We start from the raw sequence: 26,076 nt of genomic DNA, 5'->3' as shown, positions 1-26,076 counted from the left end.
ATAGATATGAAGCAAGTGATCAATACCAAACAGGCACCCGCACCGATCGGCCCATACAACCAAGCCATCCGCACAGGTGATCTTCTTTTCATTTCGGGCCAGATTGCCCTGAACCCGGAAACCAGCGAACTGGAAATGGCAGATGTAGCCACCGAAACCCACCGTGTTATGAAGAACCTCCAGGCCATCCTCAACGAGGCCGGAACGAATTTCGAGAAGGTGATCAAAACCTCCATCTTCCTTTCAGACATGGGATTGTTTGCACAGGTGAATGAAATCTACGGCTCCTATTTCAAAGACCAGTTCCCGGCAAGGGAAACCGTTGCGGTGGCCGGACTTCCCAAGGGGGTGAATGTGGAGATCTCAATGATCGTATCCTGCGCCTGATCTTTTGAATCTTTGCTTTTTCTGTTATTTTCGCAGACCTTCATTTAAATTTTCCTCGACATGAGTTATGATCTTTTGGTTATAGGAAGCGGCCCCGGCGGTTATGTAGCGGCGATTCGCGCTTCCCAATTGGGTATGAAAGTGGGTGTGGTGGAACGCGCCGAACTGGGAGGCATCTGCCTGAACTGGGGTTGTATCCCCACCAAAGCCTTGCTGAAAAGTGCCCAGGTTTTTGAATACATCAACCATTCCGAAGATTACGGAATCAAGATTAAAGGTGCGGAAGCGGATTTCGGCGCCATCGTGAACCGCAGCAGAACCGTTGCCGACGGCATGAGCAAAGGCATCCAGTTCCTTTTCAAAAAGAACAAGATCGAACACATCCAGGGTACCGGCAAGGTGCTTCCCGGTAAAAAAGTTGCCGTGACCGACAGCGCCGGAAAAACAACCGAATATAGCGCCAACCATATCCTGATCGCCGTGGGCGCCCGTTCGCGCGAACTGCCGAACCTCAAACAAGACGGCAAAAAAATCATCGGTTACCGCGAAGCCATGACGCTTCCCAAGCAGCCCAAATCCATGATCGTGGTGGGTTCGGGTGCCATCGGCTCCGAATTCGCTTACTTCTACCAGACCATGGGTACCCAGGTGACCCTCGTGGAGTACCTGCCCAACATCCTGCCCCTGGAAGACGAAGAAGTATCCAAGCAAGTGGCCCGTTCATTCAAGAAAATCGGCATGAATGTAATGACCGATTCTTCCGTTGAATCGGTGGACACAAAAGGCGCCCAGTGCAAAGTCACCATTAAAACCAAAAAAGGCCAGGAAGTGCAGGAATGCGACATCGTGCTTTCAGCTGTGGGTATCGCCGCCAACCTGGAAAACCTGGGACTGGAAGATGTAGGGATCGCCACCGATAAAGGCAAAATCCTCGTGAATGATTTCTACCAGACCAACATGCCCGGCTATTATGCCATCGGCGACTGTGTAGGCGGTCAGGCACTGGCACACGTGGCTTCCGCCGAAGGCATCCTGTGCGTTGAAAAGATCTCAGGCATGCACGTGGACCCCATCGATTATAACAACATCCCGGGTTGCACCTATTGCCAACCCGAAGTGGCATCTGTCGGCTATACCGAAAAAGCAGCCAAGGAGGCCGGATTCGACATCAAGGTTGGAAAGTTCCCTTACTCCGCTTCCGGAAAAGCAAGCGCCGCCGGCAACAAGGATGGCTTCGTAAAAGTAATTTTCGATGCCAAATACGGTGAGTGGCTGGGTGCACACATGGTGGGTGCCAACGTAACTGAAATGATCGCCGAAGTGGTTGCTGCCAGAAAACTGGAAGCAACCGGCCATGAGATCATCAAATCGGTTCACCCACATCCAACCATGTCGGAAGCCGTTATGGAGGCCGTAGCAGCAGCCTACGACGAGGTCATTCACCTATAAACCAAACCGGGAACTGCCATGTGCGGAATCACAGGCATAATGGCATTTACCGATACGGGTGAGGAAGCGCTTCAGCGGGTATCAAATGCGACCCGCACCTTGCAAGCCCGCGGGCCTGACCATACGGGTTATTTCGAAGCACCACATATGGCCATGGGACATTGCCGCCTGTCGGTACTGGACCCCTCGGCAGCGGCACATCAACCTTTTTCAGACCCCACAGGCCGGTACACCATCGTGTACAACGGCGAATGCTACAATTTCCGGGAAATAGCGGAGCAAATCGCAGCCCGCGGGTTTCAACCCGTAACGCATTCCGACACGGAAGTGATCCTTGCCGCATACATCCTGGAGGGTCCCGCTTTCCTGGATTCTTTCAGGGGTTTTTTCGCATTGGCCATATTTGATCGGGAAACAAAAGAACTTTTCCTCGCCAGGGACCGGTTCGGCATCAAACCGCTGTTCTATTACAAATGCAGTGATTTCTTTTGCTTCGCCTCTGAACAAAAGGCATTGTTCGCGTACCCGGTTCCCCGCGTGCTCGACTTGAACAGCCTGCACCTCTATCTTCATCTGAACTATGTGCCGGGACCACAAACCATGATCCGGGGCATCCTTCACCTGGAACCGGGCTGCTATGCACGGCTACGCGGGAACAGGTTTGAATCTCATGCGTATTTTGATCCACCATCCGGAAAGGATTACCTGAGTGGAAAAACATGCACTTCCTCTGACCTGGCCGATGCAATCCGATATTCGGTCAGAAGCAGACTGATTTCCGATGTACCGCTGGGCACATTCCTGAGCGGAGGGATCGACTCATCCATCATCACGGCATTGGCCAAACAGGAAGGCGGGAACATCCGCACCTTTACCATGGGCTTCAAAGACCAGCCCTACCTGGATGAAAGTGAACAGGCGGAGGCCACGGCCCGCTTCCTGGGAACAGACCACACGACGTTTCATGTGACCGGCAATGACCTCCTGGAAAGCGCCTACCAAATCCAGGAGCACCAGGATGAACCCTTTGCAGACTCTTCAGCCGTGGCCATGAACCTGCTTGCAGGAAAAACCAGGCAGGAAGTGACCGTTGCCCTGTCAGGCGACGGAGGTGACGAACTCTTCGCCGGATACCGCAAACACAAAGCAGAACAACTCATGCGCCGCATCGGGATCAGCGGACCACATCTTCGGTTTCTCAGACTGCTGCCACCGCTAGGTGCCGGTGGGCGCGGCAGCAAAGCAGGGGAACGCATCCGGCAAATCCAGAAATTCATAGATGGCCTTTCACTGAGCAGCAGGGAACGCTACTGGAAATGGTGCGGATTCACGAGCGACCAGGACCTGCACCAATTGGAAATACATGAAACGGACGAAGCCAAACGGCGAAGCAGCAAATGGACATCAGCCATACACGGTGAATCAAACGACCTCAACGATATGCTCGCTGCCGATGTACGCCTTGTTCTGGCCTATGACATGCTTGTGAAAACCGACAGGATGTCGATGGCTCACGGGCTTGAGGTACGGGTTCCATTCATGGATCACGATGTGGTACGTTGTGCTTTCCAAATGCCTGCAAAAAACAAGATGAAGGGAGGTCAACAGAAATACGTGCTGAAGGAATGCTTTGCATCCATCCTGCCCCCGGACATTTTCAACAGACCTAAAAAAGGGTTTGAAATCCCCATCGCCCGCTGGCTCAGGAACGAAATGCGCACCGACATTCAAACCACCCTGAGCGCAGATGCATTGGCTGCTTACCCGCTGCTGAAACCGGATGAGGTGGCACGCATGGTGAAGGCATGTGACCAAAAATATGCGGGCGACTATCCTGCACGGGTGTGGGGACTGTACCTGTTATACAAATGGCTCGCTAAATATCAACCCGAAATCCCCGATTGAAACCGCACTGCGCCGGCATACGTTTGAACGGAATCCCATGCCCAAAATCCTTCGCATCATCAATCGTTTTAACCTGGGCGGGCCCACCTACAATGCGGTGAACCTGACCCGGGATCTGTCTCCGGAGTTTGAAACAATGCTTGTGGGTGGCACCCATGCTCCCGGCGAAGAAAGCTCCCTGTTCATTGCGGAAAATGCAGGACTTGATCCGCTGATCATCGGGGAAATGTCGAGGGAAGTTAACCCACTCAAAGACTGGAGTGCTTATAAAAAGATATGTGACCTGATCAAGCGATTCCGGCCGGACATTGTACACACGCATGCATCCAAAGCCGGACTGCTAGGAAGAATGGCCGCACAAGCCTGCAAAACGCCGGTGGTGGTGCACACTTTCCACGGGCACGTGTTCCACTCTTATTTCAACCCAGCCAAAACCGCTTTCTTTAAACAAATCGAAAGGTACCTGGCAAGCAAAAGTTCAGCCATCGTTGCCATCAGTGAAATCCAGAAAAAGGAACTGTCGGTGGACCACAGGATTTGTCAGCCGGAAAAAATCCGCGTGATTCCTCTCGGACTCGACCTCGAGCGTTTTATGACAGGACAGGAAGAAAAACGAAACCGGTTCAGGACACAATACGGCCTTGGTGAAAACGATGTAGCCGTTGGCATCATTGGCAGGCTGGCTCCGGTAAAAAACCATGCTTTCTTTTTAAAGGTCGCTTCCCTGACACTTCAATCGGGCAACAACAACCTGCGCTTTGTTGTGGTTGGGGATGGTGAAACAAAATCAGCGATCCGGCAACTGTGTGATGAATTGGGCCTGACCTGGTGTGAAGGCAAACCAGCTAAGGGAACCCGGCCCCAGGTTATTTTCACTTCCTGGATGAAAGATGCAGACGTTGCACTTGCAGGAGTTGAAATTGCAGTGCTCACATCCCTGAATGAGGGCACCCCGGTGAGCCTCATCGAAGCACAAGCTGCCTGCAAACCTGTTATCAGTACGGAAGCCGGCGGCGTTGCCAATGTGGTTGCACATGGCAAAAGCGGTTATGTTGTATCCCAGGGAGACATCCCAGAATTCGCGCGCCATTTACAGGAACTGGCTTCCAGTGCTTCTCAGCGTGCTGCGTTCGGAACCGCCGGGAGAAAAATCAGCATAGAAAAGTTCGGGCACCTGCGACTTGCAGGGGATATGAGCGCGCTATATCATGAACTCCTATCTGTGTCTCCATAATTTTGATACTTTTGTCGATAATGTCCAACCACGACCTGATGAGGAAACTGATTCTCTATCTCTGCATCATTACTTCACTGACCTCATGCCGCATGTTGAACCCGAGTTTCATGCTGCGCACACCTGCCAATTACCAGTTTGATCCCACCCCGGCTGATACCGTTGGTATCCTTTACAAGATTGCCCCCAATGACCAACTGGATTTTCGTATCTATACGAATGACGGATTCAAACTGATCGACATCACTTCAGGGGGCGACCTGAACCGGCGGCAATTTGACAACATGGGTAACCGCCCTTACCTGGTTGAGTACGATGGAACGGTTAAGTTGCCTATCCTCGGAAGGACACAACTCAGCGGTTATACATTGCGGGAGGCCGAAAAACTTTTGGAAGATAAGTATGCGGTATATTACAACAGCCCTTTTGTCGTACTCAAGATCACCAATAGAAGGGTGACAATATTTCCCGGAAACGGAAGCAACGCCCGGGTAATTCTTTTGGAAAATGAGAATACCACCCTGATGGAAGCACTGGCATTGGCCGGAGGGATTTCCACCAGAGGAAAAGCACATAAGATTAAACTGATCCGGGGGAACCCATCCGATCCTCAGGTATTTCTGGTAGACTTGTCCAAGATTGATGGCACCAAAGATGGTGGAATCGTGCTACAGGCCAATGACATTATTTATGTAGATCCAACCTTGAAAATCAGTCAATCCATACTGGCTGAGCTCACACCCATTATCGGCTTGATTACAAGTACACTTTTGATCTACAGCATCTTTACCAGGTAACCGCGCCATGTCCGATATCAAAATCCCGGTTTTCAACGAGGAATTTGACCTTGGGCTTTTCCTGTTCATCGCGAAGAGGAAAATCATTTGGTTATTTGCTTTTCTGGCGGTATCCTTGGCCATATCCTATACCTACCTGCATTTCAAGCGCCCCCTGTATCAGGCCAATAGTGTGGTTCTGATCAACAAAACCAATGAAGCCAGCAGGGTGCTGAATGTTCAAAGCTTCAATGAACTGGATAATGTTGCAGAAGAAGTGGAGCTGCTTCGCTCCGAAGTATTCCGCCAGTCAGTACTGAAGAATCTCGGACTGGAAGTGGAATACTTCACAAAGGGAGATGTACTGGTTGCAGACCAATACATGAATTCCCCTATCCGGGTCACCACCAAAAACATATTGAATGAAGCAAGGGATGTTCCGGTATATGTATACCCTACCGATGAACCTTCCACCCTGGTGCTGTTACATGGCACATTAACAGGAGATATACGCGATACCATTCGGGTGGGTGCTGAATCGGTTACGTCCCTGGGTTCAATGATTGTATCAATCACCGATTTGCAGGGGTTCAGAAATATGCAGGAGAACAACACCCTGTTCTTCATCATGCATAACCCGGATAAACTGGCCGAACTGTATGCACATGAAATCACCATCGCACCTGAAAACGAAGCAGCGAATACGGTCAGCATTCTGGTGAAAGATTACAACCGCACAAAGGCGGCAACCATTGCCAATGCCATGGCACGGAAATTCACGGAATACAACCTTGAGAAAACCGCACAAAGTGCCACCAATGTACTTCGGTTCATTGAAGAACAAATGGACACGGTATACACCCGTTTGCAAAGCACCGAAAAGATCCTGCGGTCGTTCAAAAATGAAAATAAGATCAGAGATGTGGAAGACCTTTCCATCAAGTACATGGACAGGCTGAACTCCCTTGAAGAAGAAAAGATGAAAGCAGACCTGGAGGTCAGCATGATCACCGAACTCGAAAAGGCCATCAAGGATTCGATCAACACGAAGAACGTGTACAATGTCATTCCGTTGATCGCCGGCGCATCATTCGGTCCCACCGTAACACAGATGGTAGACCGCCTGCACAAACTCCTGCTTGACCGGGAGGAAGCATTGTATTCTGTAAAACCGAACAACGAAGGCATCAGGTCCATCGAATATCAGATTGATGTACAGAAAAACCTGCTGATACAAACCATTCTTTCGATACGCCAGCGTCTGAACATCAAAACAGAATCCATCGGCGGTAAGATCAAGGAAATTGAAAGCGTCTTTTACAATACCCCCTCCAAAGAAATCAAGCTTGAACAGTTGCAGCGACAGTTCAATACCGATGAGAAATTCTATACCTTATTGCTGGAAAAGAAAGCCGAATACCAAATTTCCAGGGCAGGCTATGTTTCCAACTACACCATTCTGGCTGAAGCGAGTATTCCTTCTTCCCCCATTTCGCCCAACCGGCCGCTGATCATTATGGGCTCCATTCTGGCAAGCCTTGCATTGGGCATCGCAATCATCATCTTCAGCTACCTGACCTATAATGAAATCACATCGGTGGCGGAAGTTGCCAAGTACACCAAAGCCGCCCTGCTGGGCGTGATTCCTAAACACAGTGAAAAGATCCCGGTTTCACAGTTGCTGGTCGACAAGAAACCGAAATCACTGATCTCCGAAGCATTCCGAACCGCAAGAACCAACTTGCAGTTTATCTCTAATGAACCGGGACCCAAGTCGATCGCTGTCACCTCCACCATTTCCGGAGAAGGAAAAACTTTCATCACCATCAACCTGGGTGGCATTCTCGCCTATGCAGGAAAGAAAGTGATCATCCTGGATCTTGACCTCAGAAAACCAAAAATCCACCTCGGTTTCAATACGGTGAACGACAAAGGCATGAGCACCCTGTTGATAGGAAAGGATGAAATCGGAAACTGCATACGCCATAGCAGCCTTGAAAACCTCGACTTCATCACGGCCGGACCTATTCCCCCTAACCCCTCGGAGTTGATCATCAGTCCGCGCCTGGATGATATAATTGTTCAACTGAAACAAAGCTACGACGTGATTCTGATCGATAACCCTCCCGTGGGAATCGTTACCGACGGTTTAACAAACATCCAGAAAGCCGATTATCCCATTTACATTCTCAAGGCGAATTTCTCCAAACGGAACTTCCTTCAGAACGTAAACAAACTGATCGATGAGAACAACATCCGAAAACTGTCTGTTATCCTGAACGGCGTCAATACGCGCCAGCACGGATATGGCTATGGATATGGCTATGGAAACAATTACGGGTACGGATACGGGTACGGATCCGGGTATTATGATGAAGATAAAGACGGCAGAAAACGGAAGCGTTCATTCATAAAAAGGCTCTTCGGAAAACACAAAAGACCATGATCCATGAAAATACTGGAAACACCGATTCAGGATCTGCTGATTATTGAAATGCCGGTTTTCGGAGATGACAGGGGGTTTTTCACCGAGACATACAACGCCGATACATTCACATCCGGTGGTGTTACCCTGCAATTCCGGCAAGATAACCTGTCTTATTCAGCAGGCAAAGGAACATTGCGTGGCATGCACCTTCAAAAAGATCCGCATGCACAGGCCAAACTTATTACCGTATTAAAGGGAAAAGTGATGGATGTTGCAGTTGACCTCAGGCCGGATTCAACCACATTCGGCAAACACTTCGGCCTGGAAATCGAAGGCGGCAGCGGAAAATTCCTGATGATACCCGAAGGGTTCGCTCACGGTTTCCAAACCCTTGAAGACCACACTTACTTTCTGTATAAATGCTCCAATACGTACCATAAACCATCCGAAGTAACCCTGGCCTGGAACGATCCCGGAATGGGTATCCAGTGGCCTTTCCCAGATCCCATTCTGTCGGAAAAAGACACCAAAGGTATTTCGCTGGAAGCTTTCACCCAGGAACTCAAGCACTGCTGATTACCGGCATATGTCAGACACCCATTTAGCCATTCTCCTGTATATCCTGTTTTCCCTGGGATGTCTGGTGTTTTCCATGCTCATCATCGGGCTGTTCCTGAAATTCTCCAGGAACCTGGGTATCCGCAACACCAGCGAAACCGTGATACGGTGGGGCAGCCAGTCAAAACCAGCCTTCGGAGGCATCGCCTTTTTCATCATCTTCCTCCTCTCCATTGCATGTTTCAATATCTTTTTCGGGCAGGACAGCATGATGCACAACAAAGAGTTCCTCGGATTGCTGGGTGCAACCACCCTCGCCTTCCTGATGGGGCTCGCCGATGACGCCTACAATACCCGCCCCCTGCTTAAACTCGGCGTACAAATAGCATGCGGCTTCCTGCTTAGTTGGACGGGAATTTCCATCCGGTTGTTTGACCTGCACATATTGAACACCCTCCTGACCGTTCTATGGGTGGTAGGCATCATGAACTCCATCAACATGCTTGACAACATGGATGCCATCACCACAATCGTTTCATTTTCGATTCTGACCACCACCCTGTTGCTGTTGCTGATCCTGAAAAGAGAAGATCATTTCTATACCATGATCCTGCTGGGTACCCTTTCAGCCCTCACGGGATTCCTGTATTATAACTGGCACCCTTCACGCATGTACATGGGCGACACGGGCAGCCAGTTCCTCGGATTGCTGCTTGCCGCCGTAGGCATCCTATTCTTCTGGAACTACAAGGCAGAATCAAGCCCTGTTTCGATGCGCCTTGTTCTAACCGCACTGGTCTTCCTTTTGCCTCTGACAGATACCTTCACCGTGATTGTCAACCGGCTTGCCAGGAAACAATCTCCCTTTATCGGAGGCCGCGACCATACCACACATCACCTCGTTTACCTGGGCTTCAGCGACCGGCAAGTCGCCGTTGTGTTTTGGACGATTTCAATTGTTTCGTTAACTTTAGTGCTGCTGGTGGTTTCAGGTCAACTGGCCTGGACAATGACCACCTGCCTGTTGCTATCCGGGTACATGGCAGTTGTATTTCTCACGCTGTTCCTGATTGTTCGCAGGTCGGCAGATGGAAAGAAAAAAGAGACGGGAACAAACATTGAAAACTAGAAATTGGATTGTCATACTGGCGTTGGTTGTGATTTCGCTGGAAGCGTCGCGCCTGTTCATTTTCTCCAGGGACCAGGTAAAAGAACAGAAAGCATTTGCCGAAGAATTTCATGCCACCTACAAGGTATATCCTCCGGAAATACCCCAGAAACTCACGTTTGCCGGAGAGCCTGTTCCATTGGATGATTTCAATGTAAAGGAACGCCTGGAACGGGAGTTCATCGTGAACACGTTCTGGCAGTCCAGCACCATGCTCGGATTGAAAATGGCCAACCGGTACTTTCCGATCATCGAACCCATCCTGAAGGAAGAAGGCGTACCCGACGACTTCAAATACCTGGCTTGGGTGGAAAGCAGTTTCCGATACCAGGTTTCTCCCATGGGTGCCGCAGGTTTCTGGCAATTCCTGGAAAACACAGCACCTGATTACGGCATGCAGGTGAACGACAACATCGATGAACGCTACCACCTTGAAAAAGCCACCCATGCAGCCTGCATTTACCTGAAACAAGCTCACGACAAGTTCGGATCTTGGACATTGGCGGCAGCCTCCTACAACCGAGGCATGCAAGGTATCCAGAACCAGATCGAACTTCAGTCATGCAGCAACTACTACGACCTGTACCTGAACGATGAAACTTCCCGTTACCTGTTCCGGATGCTGGCCCTGAGAGAAATTCACAATGCCCCGGAACAATACGGATACATGATCCGGCAGGAAGACCTGTACCCACCCGTCCCTATCCGCAAGGTAGCAGTGGACAGCTCCATTGCAAGCCTGCCCGCATTTGCCAAACTGCACGGCATCAAATACAAAACGTTGAAGCTCCTGAATCCCTGGCTCAAGAACAGTTCCTTCACCAATCCCAAAAAGGAAACTTTCTACTTCGACTTACCGGAGAAACTGTCGATCAACAAGCCTTTCTTTCTGCCGGAATTCGCTGACTCATTGCATTGAAAATGGAACATCTGGAAATTCTTGGCGCAAGGGTCCACAACCTGAAAAACATCGACCTTGTCATCCCCAGAAAAAAACTGGTGGTGATCACCGGTCTGAGCGGATCCGGCAAATCATCCCTGGCTTTTGATACCATATACGCCGAGGGCCAAAGACGCTATATCGAGACCTTCTCGGCATATGCCAGGCAGTTCCTCGGCAACCTGGAAAAACCGGATGTGGACCAGATCCAGGGACTGAGCCCCGTGATCTCCATTGAACAAAAAACCATTTCCCGTAACCCACGATCCACCGTGGGTACCGTTACCGAAATCTATGATTTCCTGCGGCTGCTCTTTGCCAGGGCAGGTGAAGCCATCTCCTACGAATCCGGGGAAAAAATGGTACGCTACACCCATGATCAGATCCTCAACCTGGTCACAGAATTATACAACGGCAAGGAAATTCTTTTGCTCGCACCGGTTGTGAAAGGAAGAAAAGGACATTACCGCGAGCTCTTCGAACAGATCCGAAAACAAGGTTACCTGCGCGTGATGGTAGACGGCGAATTGTGCGACCTGAAACCGCGCATGTCTGTGGACCGCTACAAAACCCACGACATTGAAATGGTCATGGACCAGCTGACTGTTTCGGGCAAATCAAAATCCCGTACCAAAGAAGCCATTCAGGCAGCCTTCCGGCATGGCAAAGGCACCATGATGGTATATGAAACCGCTACCGGTAAATCCCGTCATTTCAGTCACCACCTGATGTGCCCCACCACAGGCATTTCATATGATGAACCCGCCCCCAATTCCTTTTCATTCAATTCACCCTACGGAGCATGCAATCACTGCAACGGACTTGGCGTGATCTATGAACTGGATCCGGCCAAGGTGATCGGGCCCGGGCACCTGAGTATCCTCAAAGGAGGCATCCTGCCTTTGCGGGAAAAAAAGCACGACTGGTTGTTGCGGCAACTCACGGCCATTGGAAAAAAGTACGACTTCACCCTCGATACACCCATTTCCAAAATCCCGGAAGAAGCCATGAACATCATCCTGCATGGTTCGGAAGAAACTTTCCAGGTGGCCGACTCAGGAACCACCGGCCGGAGATATCAAATGTATTTTGATGGCATCGCTTCATTTATTAAAAATCAGTACGAAGATGCATCCACGGAAGCCCTGAAGAAATGGGCGCAGTCGTTCATGAGCAAATTCCCTTGCCCGCAATGTGAAGGCACCCGCCTCAAAAAAGAATCCAGGTATTTTTTCGTCGACGGGAAAAACATCGCTGACCTGGCACGCCTGCCGGTATCAGACCTGCATAAGTGGAGCCAGGATGTGGAAAACAGACTGACCGGCAAACAACTCACCATCGCCAAGGAAGTGTTGGTTGAGATCCGTAAACGATTGGGATACCTGACCGACCTCGGACTCAACTACCTCTCACTGGATCGAAGCGCCAGAAGTTTATCCGGCGGTGAAGCGCAACGCATCCGGCTGGCTTCACAGATCGGGGCGCAACTGACCGGTGTGTTGTATATCCTTGACGAACCCAGCATCGGATTGCACCAACGAGACAATGAAAAACTCATTGAATCCCTGAAGGAACTGCGTGACATCGGTAATTCCGTTCTGGTGGTGGAACACGACAAAGACATGATCCTTGCTGCCGACCACGTGGTAGACATCGGGCCTCACGCCGGTGAACACGGCGGGAAGATTGTCGGAGAAGGACCGCCCGATGCCTTTATAAAAAGCCATACACTCACTGCGGATTACCTCCGGGGAAACAAGCAAATTCCTATCCCCGCCATACGAAGAGAAGGCAACGGAAACAAACTGAAACTGCTCGGAGCAACAGGCAACAACCTGAAGGATGCCAACCTGGAGATCCCCCTCGGCACCCTGTGTTGTGTGACCGGTGTTTCGGGAAGCGGCAAATCGTCTTTGATCAACCAAACCCTGTACCCGGCCTTGCACAGGCATTTCTACCGTGTACATGCCGATACGCTGCCATTCAAGGCATTGGAAGGACTCGAGTTCGTTGACAAAGTTATTGATGTGGACCAGGCCCCCATTGGCCGTACGCCACGTTCCAACCCCGCTACATACACCGGTGTCTTTACTGATATCCGCAATTTGTTCGCATCCCTGCCGGAAGCCCGTATCCGGGGCTACAAGGTGGGCCGTTTCTCTTTCAACGTGAAAGGTGGACGTTGTGAACAATGCATGGGCGCCGGTGTTTCCACCATTGAAATGAACCTCCTCCCGGATGTGTACGTGCTGTGCGACAAGTGCCAGGGCAAACGCTACATGAAAGAAACCCTGGAGGTGCGCTATAAAGGGAAGAACATCAGCGACGTGTTGGAAATGACCATCGAACACGCACTGGAATTCTTCTCCAACATCCCATCCATCACGCAAAAAATTGCTGCACTGCAGGAAGTCGGACTGGGCTATGTCAAACTCGGGCAACCCTCCACCACCCTGTCCGGCGGCGAAGCACAACGCATCAAATTGGCCGCAGAACTGTCGAGAAAAGACACAGGGAATACCATTTATCTGTTGGATGAACCAACCACCGGTTTACATTTCGAAGACATCCGTATCCTCCTGGAAGCACTGAACAAACTGGTTGGCAAAGGCAATACGGTGGTGGTGATCGAACACAACATGGATGTGATCAAAACCGCCGATTATGTGATTGATTTAGGCCCGGAAGGTGGTCATGAAGGAGGGGAAATACTCTTCATGGGAACACCCGAAAAACTGGCGAATCACGACCGCAGCCTCACGGCAGGATTCCTGGCAAAGGAACTAAATGCCTACCTCGTCCGTTAAAGACTCCCCTACACTTCACCGAACGAGGTGATCAAATAATTCAGATGATGAGTGACGATAAAATCAGAAAAGCTTTTGCCCATAAGAATTGGAATGAAGTTAAGATTGCGGATTCATGGCAGATCTTCAAGATCATGGCCGAATTCGTTGAAGGATTTGAAAAACTAACCCAGATCGGTCCCTGCGTGACCATCTTCGGATCCGCACGTACCCAGCCCGACCATCCCTATTATCAACTGGCTGAAACCATCGCCTTCCAACTTACCCAGGAAGGATACGGGATTGTTTCCGGTGGTGGCCCGGGCATCATGGAAGCGGCAAACAAAGGAGCCAAAAAAGGAGGCGGGAATTCCGTCGGCCTGAACATCGACCTGCCTTTCGAACAGAAGCCGAACGACTTCATCGACAACGATAAGCTCATCAACTTCGACTACTTTTTCGTACGCAAGGTGATGTTCATGAAATACTCACAAGGGTTCATCGTGTTGCCCGGCGGTTTCGGCACCCTGGATGAATTGTTTGAAGCACTGACCCTGATCCAAACAGAAAAGATCGGTAAGTTTCCGATCGTTCTCGTAGGTCGCAAATACTGGGAAGGATTGATCGCATGGATTAAGAACACCCTGCTCGAAGAAAGAAACATCAGCAAGGAAGACCTCGACCTCTTCATCACGGTGGATACCGCAGAAGAAGCCAAAAATGCCATTACAAGTTTCTACTCGAAGTATCTGTTGAAACCCAACTTCTGACATACACCCTGCAGTGTACATCAAAAAGGCCGGAACAAACCGGCCTTTTTTGTTTTGAATCCATCCCACGAAACCCTTGAATGATCTTTAGAATCAGTTCATTCGTCCGGTCGTTATTAACAGTATTTTGTTTAAAAAATAGACTTCTCCTCGGGCGCCCGGGACACAATAAAAAATAGTTTTGTAGGAAGGCCTGGCAGATACACGGGTGAGTCGACAGCCCGGATGAAACCTCAGGTCATGAACGTAAAGCGCTCCGTATGCGAAGACATTTCACCTGCTGGTTGTTGATAGGATCCCTCGGCTTGATGTGCACGAGCCTGTCAGCCCAGGAAGTCCCGGGACCCGATCAGTCCAAGGGCGAAAGTTCTTCTGCTCCCTCCGACAACAAATCCGAGAAAGAAGACAGACGTGCCCAGGAAGTACGTCCTCCATCATCCGGCATCATCCGCAATTGGTCGGTGGGCGCCGGCGTAGGCCTTTGCTCCTTTTATGGCGACATCGGAAAAGTGGAAACCAAAACCATCCGGAGTTCCTTCAGCCATTTCCGCAAAGGCGTGTTCGTTGTCGGCGAAAGGCGTTTCGGTAATTTTCTTGGTGCAGACCTGGGATTGGTTACCGGCAAGCTTTCCAAGCAGGAAAGATCGGTCACACGTAACCTGAATTTTGAAACCAATTTCTTTCAGGCTCAATTGGGGCTTACCCTCCATTTCGACAATGATGTCATCATGGACAGGGGCGCCAAGTTCAGCCCGTTGTTCGGGGCAGGCATCGGGTATTTCTTTTTCAATCCGATGGGAGATCTGTTGGATAAAAACAATGAACGCTATTACTATTGGGCAGACGGATCCATCCGCAACACCAATGAATCCGATACCACCGGCAAAGAAATTCTTCGCGATTATACATACGAGACCAAACTGGATTCCACAGGCAGCGAGTACAAACACAGCGCACTGGTTATTCCCCTGCACTTTGGCATTAAACTGAAACTGGGAGATCGCTTCGACGCACGCATCGGTGCTTCCTATAATTTTGTCATGTCCGATTTTATCGACGACTATTCAGACGGTGGAGGCTTTTTCGACAACGACCGCTACCTGCGTTCCAGCGTTGCCCTTCACTACGGCTTCGGAGGAGGTGACCCGAAAAGAGACGAGCGCAAAAAAGACAAGGAAGAATATAAGAACTTCGACTTCGCCGCCATCGATCGCACCGATAGCGACGGTGACGGAATACCCGACGTGAAGGACGATTGCCCGGACTCACCCAAAGGAGTGAAATCCGACAGCAAAGGTTGTCCTGTGGATAGCGACAAGGATGGCGTTCCCGACTATCGCGATAAGGAACCCAATTCCAAATCGAATCAACCGGTGAATGCGGAAGGCATGGTCATTACCGATGCCATGATCCAGGAAAGCACCAGCCGTGATACACTGGCGATGGACAGGAGCACGCTGGAAGCCATCCGTGAGAAACTTTCGGAAAAGAACCTGCAGGGCACAACCGGTTCTTCAAACATTCCACCTGAACTGAGAGCCGGTGACAAAAACAACGACGGCTTCATCTCATCCGAGGAAATCACCATGGTTATTGATGAATTTTTTGAAGGTGCCACTTCATTCACGGTTGAAACCCTTTATAAGCTCATCGATTACTTCTTTGAACAATAACTGAACTGAATCGCCATGATAAAAGCCCTGCTGGTAGTTCTGCACCTGAGCCTTGTAAGCCTGCTCCAGATGTTTTCCGTGGTCACCGATGATGTGACCATCGTTCAGACCGTACCTTCGGAAATCAAGGCCGGTCAGGAATTCACCGTTGAGATCACCATCGTTAAGAATGACCTCACAGGCCTGGCGAAATTGCAGCAAGACCTGCCGCAGGGATTCACCGCTACGGCAGGAAAAACGGCGGATGCCACATTTACATTCAAAGACAATTCGGTCAAGTTCATCTGGATGTCCATGCCCGCCACCCCCAACATCACCCTGTCCTACACAGTGAAAGTCGGAGAGAATGTACCCTCCGGTGAAATGTACCTGGGAGGTCGCTTCTCTTACGTGAAAGACAATGAAAGAAAAATGGCTTCGGTCCCCGTAAAAAAGGTGGCCATTGTCAATGAACACCCGGAAAAAATTGACGATGCTGCTTCTCTGACCACCCCACCGGTAACCGGTGAAGCCGTGGCTTCAGGCGGTGGTACAATCGAAGCCAGCCGCCGTTTGTCTGATACGGAGATCCAACCCGGCAGCGAGTTCACGGTAACCGTGGAGATATCCAAAAGCCAGGTTGCCGGATATGCCAAGCTTCAGGAAACACTTCCCAAAGGATATAGCGCCTCTCAGATCGAAACCCAGGGCGCTATTTTTTCTTTCGTTGACCAGGATGTCAAGTTTCTATGGATGAACCTGCCCGACCAGGATCACTTTACCGTTTCCTACAAAGTGAAAACCCCGGCCAAGATGAATGCCGGTGACAAAATTGATGGTGCCTTCACTTTCATGGAAAACGAAGAATCAAAAAAGTATGTGATTGCAACTTCTGAGATCATTGCCGGTGCTCCGCTGGCCATGAATCCCCCGGCAGACAACAACGGAGGCAACGAGGAAACAGATGCTCCGACTGAAACTGAAATGCCGGACCAAGCCGCAGCAGACAACACCAATACCAACAAACAGGATGTGCCAACAGAAACAGCATCTGCTGCACCACCTGTCCAGCCCAAAACCACTCCTCCCCCCCCAACAGGGGACAACAAAAACAGCGGTGGTGATGAAAAGAAAGTAACCGGCATCCCGGCACCCCAACAAGGTGTAATTTACCGGGTGCAGGTAATGGCCCTGCGCAATACCACTGTTTCCATGTCTTATTTCAAAGACAAAAAGAACATCAGTGAAACGGTGAATCAGGAACAACACAACGGCTGGAACAAATATACCGTTGGTGCCCTGAGTGCATACCAGGATGCCCGCAACAAAAGAGAAACCCTCCGTAATGTGAACCAGGTGCATAATCCCTTTGTAACCGCATACAATGGAGCCAAACGGATCACCGTGCAGGAAGCGCTGATGATCTCCAACCAGAAATGGGTTCCCTGATGCGCCGGATGCCCGCGCAGCTTGCATAACCATTTAAAGGGAATTGCGTATACCTGCCCAAAGTTGTAAGTAGCATTACATGAAACACTCAGGGCGTAGCATCTTATTTTCGTTTTATTTTCTCGTATCCTTCTTCGGTTTGGCACATGCCGATGACAGTACCGATGTGAAGGTATCCACCCCGATTGAATTCAAGCCCGAAGTGTCTTTGCAGGTGGGTATGATGCGCTTCTTCGGTGATGTGGGCTACGACCAGCTGAATGAACCTTACAAAACCCGTCCCGGATACCAGATAGATGTACGTCAATCGCTGAAGCCCAACCTGCAGGTGGGTTTATTCCTCCATACCGGGAAATTGGCCGCATCGGAAAAGTCGCTGACCCGGAACATGAATTTTCAGACCAACATCCAGGCGGGAGGTGTACAGTGCTTCTACGATTTTGCTCCCTTGTTGAAAGACCGCAGTATTTTGACACCCTTCCTGAACGTGGGCATTGGTTTCATGCACTTCCGTCCCAAAGGCGACCTGTATGATGCCAGCAACCAGTTGTACTATTATTGGAATGACGGAAGCATCCGCAGCATTGCCGAAGATGATCCCAAGGCGTCATCTGCCGTAGTTCTTCAAAAAGACCATGTCTATGAAACCGACCTGAGGGATGCCAACATGGACGGGTTCGGCAATTATCCACTAACTTCTTTGATATTTCCCATTGGCGGCGGGGTTTCATTCAACATCAACGAACAAATCAACTTCAAGCTCGGAACCAACCTGCATTACACGATGACCGATTTTATCGACAACGTGACACAGGATGGTACAGACGACCGGAAAGGAAGAGGAGGCAATGACCGCTACATGTTCACCTACATGGGGTTCAGCTATAACTTCAACCCGAGAAAAACAGCCGAGGATTATTACTACGAAGGGGTTGATTTCTATGCGCTTCAGGTTGAAGACCATGACATGGATGGTGTGCAGGATGCCAGTGACCTTTGCCCGGAGACGCCCGAAGGAGAAGCCGTAAACGAAAACGGATGCCCCCTCGACGATGACAACGACGGCGTTCCCAACTACCGCGACAATCAGGCAGGTACACTTACCGATACACTGGTGGATACCCGCGGTGAATTGATGACACCCGAGATGATCCTGAACATTTACATGGAATACATCGACAGCACCGGACGCTTTGGTTTCGATCCTTCCAAACACAAACAATCGCCTACCGAAGAATACCGCATCATGGTGGGTGCTTTTGACGAAGGCATACCCAATGAAATGATGGATGCGTTCCTCAGCATCGAAGACCTGAAAAGCATGAAGGATGAGAACGGACGTACCATCCTTACCGTGGGATCCTTCGCCACAGCGGAAGAAGCGGAAGTGAAACGCAGGGTGCTGGAAGAGGGAGGCATGGAAAACACCAAGGTCGTTCGCTGGCTGCCCGAGTTCTCGCAGAACGTAAACATCGATCTGGACAAGGTGGATCACATGGTGAACACAGGCAAGGGAGACCATACGCCGCTTAATTTTGAACGCGTGTTGTACCGTGTGCAGTTGGGCGCTTTCAGGAGCGAGATCTCGGTTGATAACTTCAAAGGCATCAATGACCTGAATTCCCTGAAAACCAATGATGGATTTTACAAGTACATGTCGGGCACATTCTATGCATACAGCGAAGCGGTAAAACATAGGATTGATATGCTGGTGAAAGGATTTGAAGGAGCCTTCGTCGTGGCATACAAGGATGGAAAACAACTCAACATTGTAGATGCCATCGAAGCGGAGAAAAAATACAATGAACAGCACAAAGATCAACCTGAAAAAACCAGCCCCGGTGTTAACAAACCTTCCGGGATGGATGCAGAGGAAGATGCCGTTGACGGGGATGAACAACCCGCGCAACAAACATCACCCGACCAGGAAAATGAACCCGACAACGACGGAGAAGAGCAAATAGAACCCGATCATAACGATTCTTCCGCCGCAGCATCGGAAGACAATCCGTTTGAGTCAGATCCTACCCTGGCTGAAAAAAGCGGGCACGATATTTCTTTCAGGGTTCAATTGGGAAATTTCAACAGCGGGGATATTCCGGAAGCCGACCTGCTCAAGATCAATAACCTGAAAGATGTGCAGAAACAAGAAGGTTTGATGGATGGCCAAACCACATACAGTTCCCCTTCTTTCAACACATATAAGGAAGCAAATGCATATCTCGGGTATGCCATGGAGAATGGCATTGATACCGCAGCCCTTCTGCCCTACCGTTCCGGTGTACTGATCTCATTAAATGAAGCGGCAACGTCTCTTAAGGAGAACTGATGGCTACTACCGCCCGCCCGATAGGTTTTTTCCACAGCAACAATCTTGGTATCATTTTTGCCTCTGTTTGAGAAACAAAATTCTCTACCATGTACAGGAAAGCATTTCTCTTCACCGGCTTGTTCGCTCTCACAATGATGGGAGCAGCCATGGCCCAGACCGATACCAAACCCGACACTGAAAAAACCGCCCCGACAACCCCGAATGATAAAAATGGAAAAAACGACCTGATTATCCGGGAAGAAGGAAGCCCATCCGCCACCCCGACCGGCGACAAGGAAACCATTGCCCCCGGTGCCAAGTCAGGCGAAAAGGCACCAAGCGCACTGGGCAAAGCAAGGAAAAATGCAAGGAAGAAGGTGGCCCAGGCAGACCAGCATGATGCGCCGGCAACCGCACCGGAAACCAAACCTTCCCAACCGGGAGCCCCTAAACCGCAATAAGCACAAACCTCAACCGAGGAAAGAGGGAAATTTTGATTTCCCTCTTTTTTTTGTCCACCTCTTCAGGGGCATATACAGCACCACAGTCGCAAGAATCAAACAAGCCCCTGTATAGAAACCGGCCGACATACGTTCCGACTCGCCAAAGATCATCACCGCCAGAACGATTCCGTACACAGGCTCCAGGTTGATGGTAAGGGAAACCTGAAAGGCCGTTAGTGTTTTCATCACCAGATTGGACATCACAAAAGCAAATGATGTGCATATCCAGGCAAGAACCAGCAGATAAAGCAAGTCTTCCCCACCCGGCCATACCAGTTTTGTTTCCCCGCACAGAACAACGGCAGACAACATCACACCGCCACCCAATAGTTCCAGGAAACTCATGGAAAGCACTTCCGAATTTGCCACAAACTTCTTATTGATCACTGTGAACAACGCCGCCAGCAATGCAGATGCCAACGCGTAAAGGATGCCCGTCCAGTACGTCCATGCATATTCGAAGATCATGTAGATGCCCACCATGACCATGATGCTCATGACAATGTCCAACTTCGAAAACCTGCTACGTGTCAGCAATGGTTCAATCAGGGAGGTAAACAATGCAGCGGAAGCGAAGCATCCCAGGGTTACTGAAACATTGGACACCTTGATCGCCTGAAAGAAAAATACCCAATGGCAGCCAACCAGCAATCCGACCAGCAGGAATTTCCACCATTGCGATACCGGAGGCAGGCGCTGACCTTTAATGATAAGGTATGCCCCCAAGCCCAGGGCCGCAAACAACATGCGGTACATGACAAGATTCGGGGCATTGACCGCCGGACTGATCAACTTTCCGATGACCCCGGTAAACGCGAAAACGACCACCACCAGGTGAAGTCGAACAATGTCTGATTTCATAGCGCCAGATGCGCCCCAAATGTAAACAAAAAGGCCCCGCCAATGGCGGGGCCTGCTCATCAAATCAACCATGACTTGATTACTTACCGTTCTCGTCCTTCACTTCTTCAAAATCCACATCGGTTACTTCTCCGTCCTGTGAAGAATCTGCCTGCTGGGAACCGTTCCCTCCGGCCGATGCTTGCGCACCTTCCTGGGTGGCCTTGTACATTTCCTCGGAAGCTGCTTTCCATGCATCATCCAGTTTGGTAAGGGCCGCTTCAATTCCTGCCAGGTCTTTCTTGCCGTGCACATCTTTCAGCGTTGAAAGAGCCGCTTCGATATTTGATTTGTTGCCGGCGGAAAGCTTATCACCGTATTCCTTCAGTTGCTTCTCCGTCTGGAAAATCATGGTATCGGCTTTGTTAACTTTCTCGGCTTCTTCTTTCTTGGCATTGTCACTGGCAGCATTGGCTTCCGCTTCTTTCTTCATCTTCTCGATTTCACTGTCTGACAACCCGGATGAAGCTTCAATACGGATCTGTTGTGACTTGCCCGTAGCCTGATCTTTGGCCGATACGTTCAGAATACCGTTCGCATCAATGTCGAATGTCACCTCGATCTTGGGAACACCGCGCGGTGCCGGCGGAATGTCTGCCAAATGGAACCTACCGATGGTACGGTTGTCGGATGCCATTGGGCGTTCCCCCTGCAGCACATGAATCTCAACCGACGGCTGGTTATCTGCTGCCGTGCTGAAAGTTTCTGATTTCTTTGTCGGAATGGTGGTGTTGGCTTCGATCAGCCTGGTGAACACACCGCCCATGGTTTCGATTCCCAGCGACAACGGTGTTACGTCCAGCAACAACACATCCTTTACTTCTCCGGTGAGTACACCGCCTTGAATGGCAGCACCGATGGCAACCACTTCGTCTGGGTTCACACCTTTGGAGGGTTTCTTTCCGAAGAACTTCTCCACTACTTCCTGAATGGCAGGAATACGGGTAGATCCACCCACCAAAATCACTTCCGAGATCTCGCTGGCGGGAATGCCTGCATCCTTCAAAGCCATCTTACAAGGCTGGAGTGTACGCTGAATCAAACCATCTGCGAGTTGTTCGAATTGTGCCCTTGACAACGTTTTCACCAAGTGTTTGGGAATTCCGTCTACAGGCATGATGTAAGGCAGGTTGATTTCTGTGGATGACGCGCTTGACAACTCAATTTTGGCTTTTTCGGCAGCTTCCTTCAGACGTTGCAATGCCATCGGATCTTTACGCAGATCGGGGCCTTCATTCTTCTGGAATTCTTCAGCGAGCCAGTTGATGATCACATCGTCGAAATCGTCACCACCCAGGTGGGTATCGCCATTGGTGGATTTCACCTCGAACACACCTTCACCCAACTCGAGGATGGAAATATCAAATGTACCACCACCCAAGTCAAACACAGCGATCTTCAGGTCTTCCATCTTTTTATCCAACCCGTAGGCCAACGCCGCAGCGGTGGGTTCGTTGATGATGCGCTTCACCGTGAGACCGGCGATCTCACCCGCCTCCTTGGTAGCCTGCCTTTGGGCATCGTTGAAATATGCCGGAACCGTGATTACGGCTTCTGTCACTTCCGTTCCCAGGTAGTCTTCGGCGGTCTTCTTCATTTTCTGCAACACCATGGCCGAAATCTCCTGCGGTGTATATAACCTGTCGTTGATACGAACGCGGGGGGTGTTATTATCCCCTTTTTCTACCTTGTATGGTACCCGCTTGATCTCCGACTGCACTTCATCAAAAGAGGCTCCCATGAACCGCTTGATTGAATAGATCGTACGTTCCGGATTGGTAATGGCCTGACGTTTGGCCGGATCACCTACCTTGCGCTCTCCGTTGTCCAGAAATGCCACAATGGAAGGAGTCGTTCTTTTACCTTCACTGTTTGGAATCACCACCGGCTCATTTCCCTCCATTACAGAAACACAAGAGTTGGTGGTTCCCAGGTCTATTCCTATTATTTTTCCCATGATTAGTCGTGTTGATATAACTGAGTAATTTGTTTGATATGCTTTTTACAAGCACCATACCATCACATGCTTATCGCAATATTGACAGCAAGCGGGGGAAAATCTCCGGCAAAAGACTGACATCAACTGCCAAAAAGACATAACAACGGAGTGAACGTCAGAGGAATCCGAGGTGCTTGGTGAAGCGTCCATCACGGAGAGAGTCGAGGGAAGTGAGGGTCATCTGTTTGTCGTAAACACCTTTGGAGTACCTGCAAGAGAACAGCCCGATGCCATTTTCCAGGTTGGTGTATTCAGGTTTTTCCTGGATGATACCGGTAGACGGCTTGTTCACCGCCATGTAGGTATTGAATTCATCACCGGCTACATCTATAATGAAATCAATACCGTCGGCTTTGCGGTCCACATCCGTATTTTCTTCAAGGTGGCTGGCCAGGAACTGGTAAAAATTATCGCCGGGCAAATCAACCTGCATGTTTTCTCCTCCGGTGATTCCCAGTGATTCGGTGGCGGGTTGCACCCACTCGACGTATTGATCGGTCACCGTATAAGGCGAGACCTTCAGTGTTTCCGTGTAGTGAAAACCGATGCGGAGCTGATACAGCTTTCCATTTGTACCAGTCGTCCATTTCACGCTGTATTTGTTGGTCGCCGCCACCCAGTTCACCAATTGGCCGACAGAAGAAGTGGGTTGTGTGATGGTCACATTCTGCACCAGACTGGTTGTGCCGGTGACGGTTTTGCCTGTTTCGGTATTTTTCACAATCAGCCGGTATTCCACAGCCGGATCCAGGGCTTCACTGTTCTTATAAACAACCTGGAAAGGGTAAGAGAAAATTCCGGGGTCTTTCGACATGGACGAATCCCTGGAGAAAACGAGGGTTTTCTTGAGGTTACCGTTCAGCCATTCCTGCACGTATACCTCAATTTGTTTGGCGTAGCTGATGGAATCGTAAACGGCTGCCATCTCCAGTGCATTTCCTTCACCCAGGAAAGCTTTGTTCACCTTGATATAATGGTTGGCATCATTCTGGTTCAACAATCCATAAACGATGGTGGTTTCCGTCCATTCATCATTCACATCAAAATCCGTTTCGCAGGCCGGAAGCACTACAATACCACATACCATCAGGAAATAAAATAACTTCTTCATAAGATCAGCAACAAAGTATAAACTTCTGGTTTGATGAACCGGGCCGGGCAAATTTCTGCATATTGCACTAACTACACAAGGGGGAAAGGCTGTAAAGATGCAAAATATAGGCAAAACATCAAATTCTCCCCATCCTCTATTTTTGTAGTTTTGCATGTCATCAACCCTATCGTTGACTCCAAATATTCAGGTCACCTACTTTAAATTCAGATGGGCTCACAAAACATCAAACAGGTTAAAAGAGTAACCACCCATGTACTTCAGGAAATGAAGCGGAGGGGGGAAAAAATCTCCATGCTTACATCTTACGACTTTTCACTGGCGAGGATTGTGGACCAGGCCGGGGTTGACGTCATCCTGGTTGGTGATTCCGCTTCAAACGTAATGGCGGGCCACGAAACCACTTTGCCCATCACACTTGACCAGATGATCTATCACGCTTCATCGGTGATCAGGGCGGTGCAACGTGCATTGGTGGTGGTTGACCTGCCCTTCGGTAGCTACCAGGGCAACTCGAAAGAAGCGCTCAATTCTTCCATCCGCATCATGAAAGAATCCGGCGCACATGCTGTGAAACTGGAAGGCGGACGGGAAGTAAAGGAATCGGTTGAACGCATTGTATCTGCCGGGGTGCCCGTGATGGGACACCTGGGACTGACCCCCCAATCGATTTACAAGTTTGGCACCTATGTGGTCCGCGCAAGAGAAGAAGAAGAAGCCAAAAAGCTGCTGGAAGACATCCGCATTCTGCAGGATTCCGGTTGTTTCGGGGTTGTACTTGAGAAGATTCCCGCCAGGCTTGCCGCACAAGCTGCAGCCAGCGTAGACATTCCCGTGATTGGAATCGGGGCCGGCAACCAGGTAGACGGGCAAGTGCTTGTGCTACATGATATGCTGGGGCTGAACCAGGAATTCAGCCCGCGTTTCCTGCGCAGGTACCTCAATTTATTCGAAGACATCAAACAAGCTGTGAGCAGATATACACAGGACGTCAAGGAAAAGAAATTCCCCAATGACAAGGAACAATACTGACGGTGCAATCCTGCCCGACGTGTTATATGAAGACAACCACCTGATTGCCGTGAACAAGCGTCCGTCGGATATTGTTCAGGGTGACAGGACGGGAGACGTACCCCTGAGTGAACAGGTGGCCGAATACATTGCAGCGAAATATGAAAAGCCGGGCAAAGCTTTCATTGGAGTAACCCACCGGATCGACCGGCCGGTAAGTGGCGTGGTGCTGTTCGCCAGAACATCCAAAGCGCTTGCCAGGATCAATCAGATGTTTCGGGAAAACACAATACGCAAAACGTACTGGGCCGTGGTGAGTGCACGACCACCTCAAACGGAAGGCGAACTGACCAACCACCTGCTGAAGCATGCCGATACCAACAAATCGGTGGTGGTTTCTCCAGGAAAAGGCAAGGAAGCAATCACACGTTACAAACTGCTGTTATCTAGCGATCGTTACCATCTGCTTGAAGTCAAGCCGCTGACAGGACGCCACCATCAGATCCGCGTTCAACTCGCACACATGGGTTGCCCGATCAAGGGCGACCTCAAGTATGGCGCCAAACGATCCAACCAAGACGCTTCCATCCACCTGCACGCCCGCTCAATTCATTTGGAGCATCCCGTCAGGAAAGATGAAATGGAAATTGTAGCCCCTCCTCCGTCCGGAGATCCGCTCTGGCAGTTTTTCACCCAACAATTGCAGGTAGCAAAGTGAGACAATATCTGAGGGAATACA

20 protein-coding genes are annotated in these 26,076 nt (G+C 50.0%); 17 read left to right on the top strand and 3 right to left on the bottom strand.

Going from position 1 to position 26,076, the window contains the following annotated elements; genetic code table 11:
• Nucleotides 1-6 precede the first annotated feature (6 nt).
• The 15 genes from H6585_11010 (at nt 7) to H6585_10940 (ending at nt 20,274) form a co-directional block, all read left to right on the top strand.
• Nucleotides 7-387 carry a RidA family protein gene (locus tag H6585_11010; protein ID MCB9448863.1) on the top strand — a complete coding sequence of 127 codons (381 nt, stop codon included), beginning with the start codon at nt 7-9 and terminating at the stop codon, nt 385-387.
• 60 nt (nt 388-447) lie between these two features.
• Complete coding sequence (gene lpdA, locus H6585_11005) at nt 448-1,836, top strand: dihydrolipoyl dehydrogenase (GenBank protein ID MCB9448862.1); 1,389 nt, start codon at nt 448-450, stop codon at nt 1,834-1,836.
• Nucleotides 1,837-1,875: 39 nt separating this feature from the next.
• A complete protein-coding gene (gene asnB, locus H6585_11000) occupies nt 1,876-3,741 on the top strand; it encodes an asparagine synthase (glutamine-hydrolyzing) (protein MCB9448861.1) in 1,866 nt (621 codons plus the stop codon).
• Between the two features lie 37 nt (nt 3,742-3,778).
• Entirely contained in the window at nt 3,779-4,975 is a 1,197-nt protein-coding gene (locus H6585_10995; protein ID MCB9448860.1) for a glycosyltransferase, read from the top strand.
• A 38-nt stretch (nt 4,976-5,013) separates the two neighbouring features.
• Nucleotides 5,014-5,772: a polysaccharide biosynthesis/export family protein gene (locus tag H6585_10990; protein ID MCB9448859.1), complete on the top strand. Its 759-nt coding sequence runs from the start codon at nt 5,014-5,016 to the stop codon at nt 5,770-5,772.
• 7 nt (nt 5,773-5,779) lie between these two features.
• A complete protein-coding gene (locus tag H6585_10985; GenBank protein ID MCB9448858.1) occupies nt 5,780-8,197 on the top strand; it encodes a polysaccharide biosynthesis tyrosine autokinase in 2,418 nt (805 codons plus the stop codon).
• A gap of 3 nt (nt 8,198-8,200) precedes the next feature.
• Nucleotides 8,201-8,755 (top strand): dTDP-4-dehydrorhamnose 3,5-epimerase, encoded by a 555-nt coding sequence (gene rfbC / locus H6585_10980; GenBank protein ID MCB9448857.1) that lies wholly within the window; start codon nt 8,201-8,203, stop codon nt 8,753-8,755.
• Between the two features lie 10 nt (nt 8,756-8,765).
• On the top strand, nt 8,766-9,866 hold the full coding sequence (locus tag H6585_10975; protein ID MCB9448856.1) for an undecaprenyl/decaprenyl-phosphate alpha-N-acetylglucosaminyl 1-phosphate transferase: 1,101 nt from the start codon (nt 8,766-8,768) through the stop codon (nt 9,864-9,866).
• Complete coding sequence (locus tag H6585_10970) at nt 9,856-10,824, top strand: lytic transglycosylase domain-containing protein (protein MCB9448855.1); 969 nt, start codon at nt 9,856-9,858, stop codon at nt 10,822-10,824. The genes H6585_10975 and H6585_10970 overlap by 11 nt, the downstream gene beginning before the upstream one ends.
• Before the next feature lie 2 nt (nt 10,825-10,826).
• Entirely contained in the window at nt 10,827-13,652 is a 2,826-nt protein-coding gene (uvrA, locus tag H6585_10965) for an excinuclease ABC subunit UvrA (GenBank protein MCB9448854.1), read from the top strand.
• Nucleotides 13,653-13,696: 44 nt separating this feature from the next.
• Nucleotides 13,697-14,401: a TIGR00730 family Rossman fold protein gene (locus H6585_10960; protein ID MCB9448853.1), complete on the top strand. Its 705-nt coding sequence runs from the start codon at nt 13,697-13,699 to the stop codon at nt 14,399-14,401.
• Nucleotides 14,402-14,661: 260 nt separating this feature from the next.
• Complete coding sequence (locus H6585_10955) at nt 14,662-16,074, top strand: hypothetical protein (protein ID MCB9448852.1); 1,413 nt, start codon at nt 14,662-14,664, stop codon at nt 16,072-16,074.
• 15 nt (nt 16,075-16,089) lie between these two features.
• On the top strand, nt 16,090-17,502 hold the full coding sequence (locus H6585_10950) for a hypothetical protein (GenBank protein MCB9448851.1): 1,413 nt from the start codon (nt 16,090-16,092) through the stop codon (nt 17,500-17,502).
• A 79-nt stretch (nt 17,503-17,581) separates the two neighbouring features.
• Nucleotides 17,582-19,831 carry a hypothetical protein gene (locus H6585_10945; protein ID MCB9448850.1) on the top strand — a complete coding sequence of 750 codons (2,250 nt, stop codon included), beginning with the start codon at nt 17,582-17,584 and terminating at the stop codon, nt 19,829-19,831.
• Between the two features lie 89 nt (nt 19,832-19,920).
• A complete protein-coding gene (locus H6585_10940) occupies nt 19,921-20,274 on the top strand; it encodes a hypothetical protein (protein ID MCB9448849.1) in 354 nt (117 codons plus the stop codon).
• A gap of 9 nt (nt 20,275-20,283) precedes the next feature.
• Here H6585_10940 and H6585_10935 read toward each other — a convergent pair whose 3' ends face one another.
• From H6585_10935 to H6585_10925, 3 genes are all read right to left on the bottom strand, one after another.
• Nucleotides 20,284-21,177, bottom strand: coding sequence for an EamA family transporter (locus tag H6585_10935; protein MCB9448848.1), 894 nt, complete (start codon nt 21,175-21,177; stop codon nt 20,284-20,286).
• Nucleotides 21,178-21,256: 79 nt separating this feature from the next.
• Nucleotides 21,257-23,173: a molecular chaperone DnaK gene (dnaK, locus tag H6585_10930; protein ID MCB9448847.1), complete on the bottom strand. Its 1,917-nt coding sequence runs from the start codon at nt 23,171-23,173 to the stop codon at nt 21,257-21,259.
• 157 nt (nt 23,174-23,330) lie between these two features.
• The gene (locus tag H6585_10925) at nt 23,331-24,326 is read right to left on the bottom strand and encodes a hypothetical protein (GenBank protein MCB9448846.1); all 996 of its coding nucleotides are present in this window, start codon (nt 24,324-24,326) and stop codon (nt 23,331-23,333) included.
• A 210-nt stretch (nt 24,327-24,536) separates the two neighbouring features.
• On the opposite strand from H6585_10925, the gene panB reads away from it, so the two are divergent.
• A complete protein-coding gene (panB, locus tag H6585_10920; GenBank protein MCB9448845.1) occupies nt 24,537-25,358 on the top strand; it encodes a 3-methyl-2-oxobutanoate hydroxymethyltransferase in 822 nt (273 codons plus the stop codon).
• Nucleotides 25,339-26,055 (top strand): RluA family pseudouridine synthase, encoded by a 717-nt coding sequence (locus H6585_10915; protein ID MCB9448844.1) that lies wholly within the window; start codon nt 25,339-25,341, stop codon nt 26,053-26,055. The genes panB and H6585_10915 overlap by 20 nt, the downstream gene beginning before the upstream one ends.
• Nucleotides 26,056-26,076: the final 21 nt, after the last annotated feature.

The organism is Flavobacteriales bacterium (genome assembly GCA_020635855.1).
Taxonomy (GTDB): domain Bacteria; phylum Bacteroidota; class Bacteroidia; order JACJYZ01; family JACJYZ01; genus JACJYZ01.
Note: the sequence above shows the minus strand (reverse complement) of the source record. Positions and strands in the feature narration are given on the sequence as shown.

What these genes read in the sequence shown, in the direction of transcription:
- H6585_11010 (MCB9448863.1), top strand. Translation starts at nt 7, where the DNA reads ATGAAGCAAGTGATCAATACCAAACAGGCACCCGCACCGATCGGCCCA.
- lpdA (MCB9448862.1), top strand. Translation starts at nt 448, where the DNA reads ATGAGTTATGATCTTTTGGTTATAGGAAGCGGCCCCGGCGGTTATGTA.
- asnB (MCB9448861.1), top strand. Translation starts at nt 1,876, where the DNA reads ATGGCATTTACCGATACGGGTGAGGAAGCGCTTCAGCGGGTATCAAAT.
- H6585_10995 (MCB9448860.1), top strand. Translation starts at nt 3,779, where the DNA reads ATGCCCAAAATCCTTCGCATCATCAATCGTTTTAACCTGGGCGGGCCC.
- H6585_10990 (MCB9448859.1), top strand. Translation starts at nt 5,014, where the DNA reads ATGAGGAAACTGATTCTCTATCTCTGCATCATTACTTCACTGACCTCA.
- H6585_10985 (MCB9448858.1), top strand. Translation starts at nt 5,780, where the DNA reads ATGTCCGATATCAAAATCCCGGTTTTCAACGAGGAATTTGACCTTGGG.
- rfbC (MCB9448857.1), top strand. Translation starts at nt 8,201, where the DNA reads ATGAAAATACTGGAAACACCGATTCAGGATCTGCTGATTATTGAAATG.
- H6585_10975 (MCB9448856.1), top strand. Translation starts at nt 8,766, where the DNA reads ATGTCAGACACCCATTTAGCCATTCTCCTGTATATCCTGTTTTCCCTG.
- uvrA (MCB9448854.1), top strand. Translation starts at nt 10,827, where the DNA reads ATGGAACATCTGGAAATTCTTGGCGCAAGGGTCCACAACCTGAAAAAC.
- H6585_10960 (MCB9448853.1), top strand. Translation starts at nt 13,697, where the DNA reads ATGATGAGTGACGATAAAATCAGAAAAGCTTTTGCCCATAAGAATTGG.
- H6585_10955 (MCB9448852.1), top strand. Translation starts at nt 14,662, where the DNA reads ATGCGAAGACATTTCACCTGCTGGTTGTTGATAGGATCCCTCGGCTTG.
- H6585_10950 (MCB9448851.1), top strand. Translation starts at nt 16,090, where the DNA reads ATGATAAAAGCCCTGCTGGTAGTTCTGCACCTGAGCCTTGTAAGCCTG.
- H6585_10945 (MCB9448850.1), top strand. Translation starts at nt 17,582, where the DNA reads ATGAAACACTCAGGGCGTAGCATCTTATTTTCGTTTTATTTTCTCGTA.
- H6585_10940 (MCB9448849.1), top strand. Translation starts at nt 19,921, where the DNA reads ATGTACAGGAAAGCATTTCTCTTCACCGGCTTGTTCGCTCTCACAATG.
- H6585_10935 (MCB9448848.1), bottom strand. Translation starts at nt 21,177, where the DNA reads ATGAAATCAGACATTGTTCGACTTCACCTGGTGGTGGTCGTTTTCGCG.
- dnaK (MCB9448847.1), bottom strand. Translation starts at nt 23,173, where the DNA reads ATGGGAAAAATAATAGGAATAGACCTGGGAACCACCAACTCTTGTGTT.
- H6585_10925 (MCB9448846.1), bottom strand. Translation starts at nt 24,326, where the DNA reads ATGAAGAAGTTATTTTATTTCCTGATGGTATGTGGTATTGTAGTGCTT.
- panB (MCB9448845.1), top strand. Translation starts at nt 24,537, where the DNA reads ATGGGCTCACAAAACATCAAACAGGTTAAAAGAGTAACCACCCATGTA.
- H6585_10915 (MCB9448844.1), top strand. Translation starts at nt 25,339, where the DNA reads ATGACAAGGAACAATACTGACGGTGCAATCCTGCCCGACGTGTTATAT.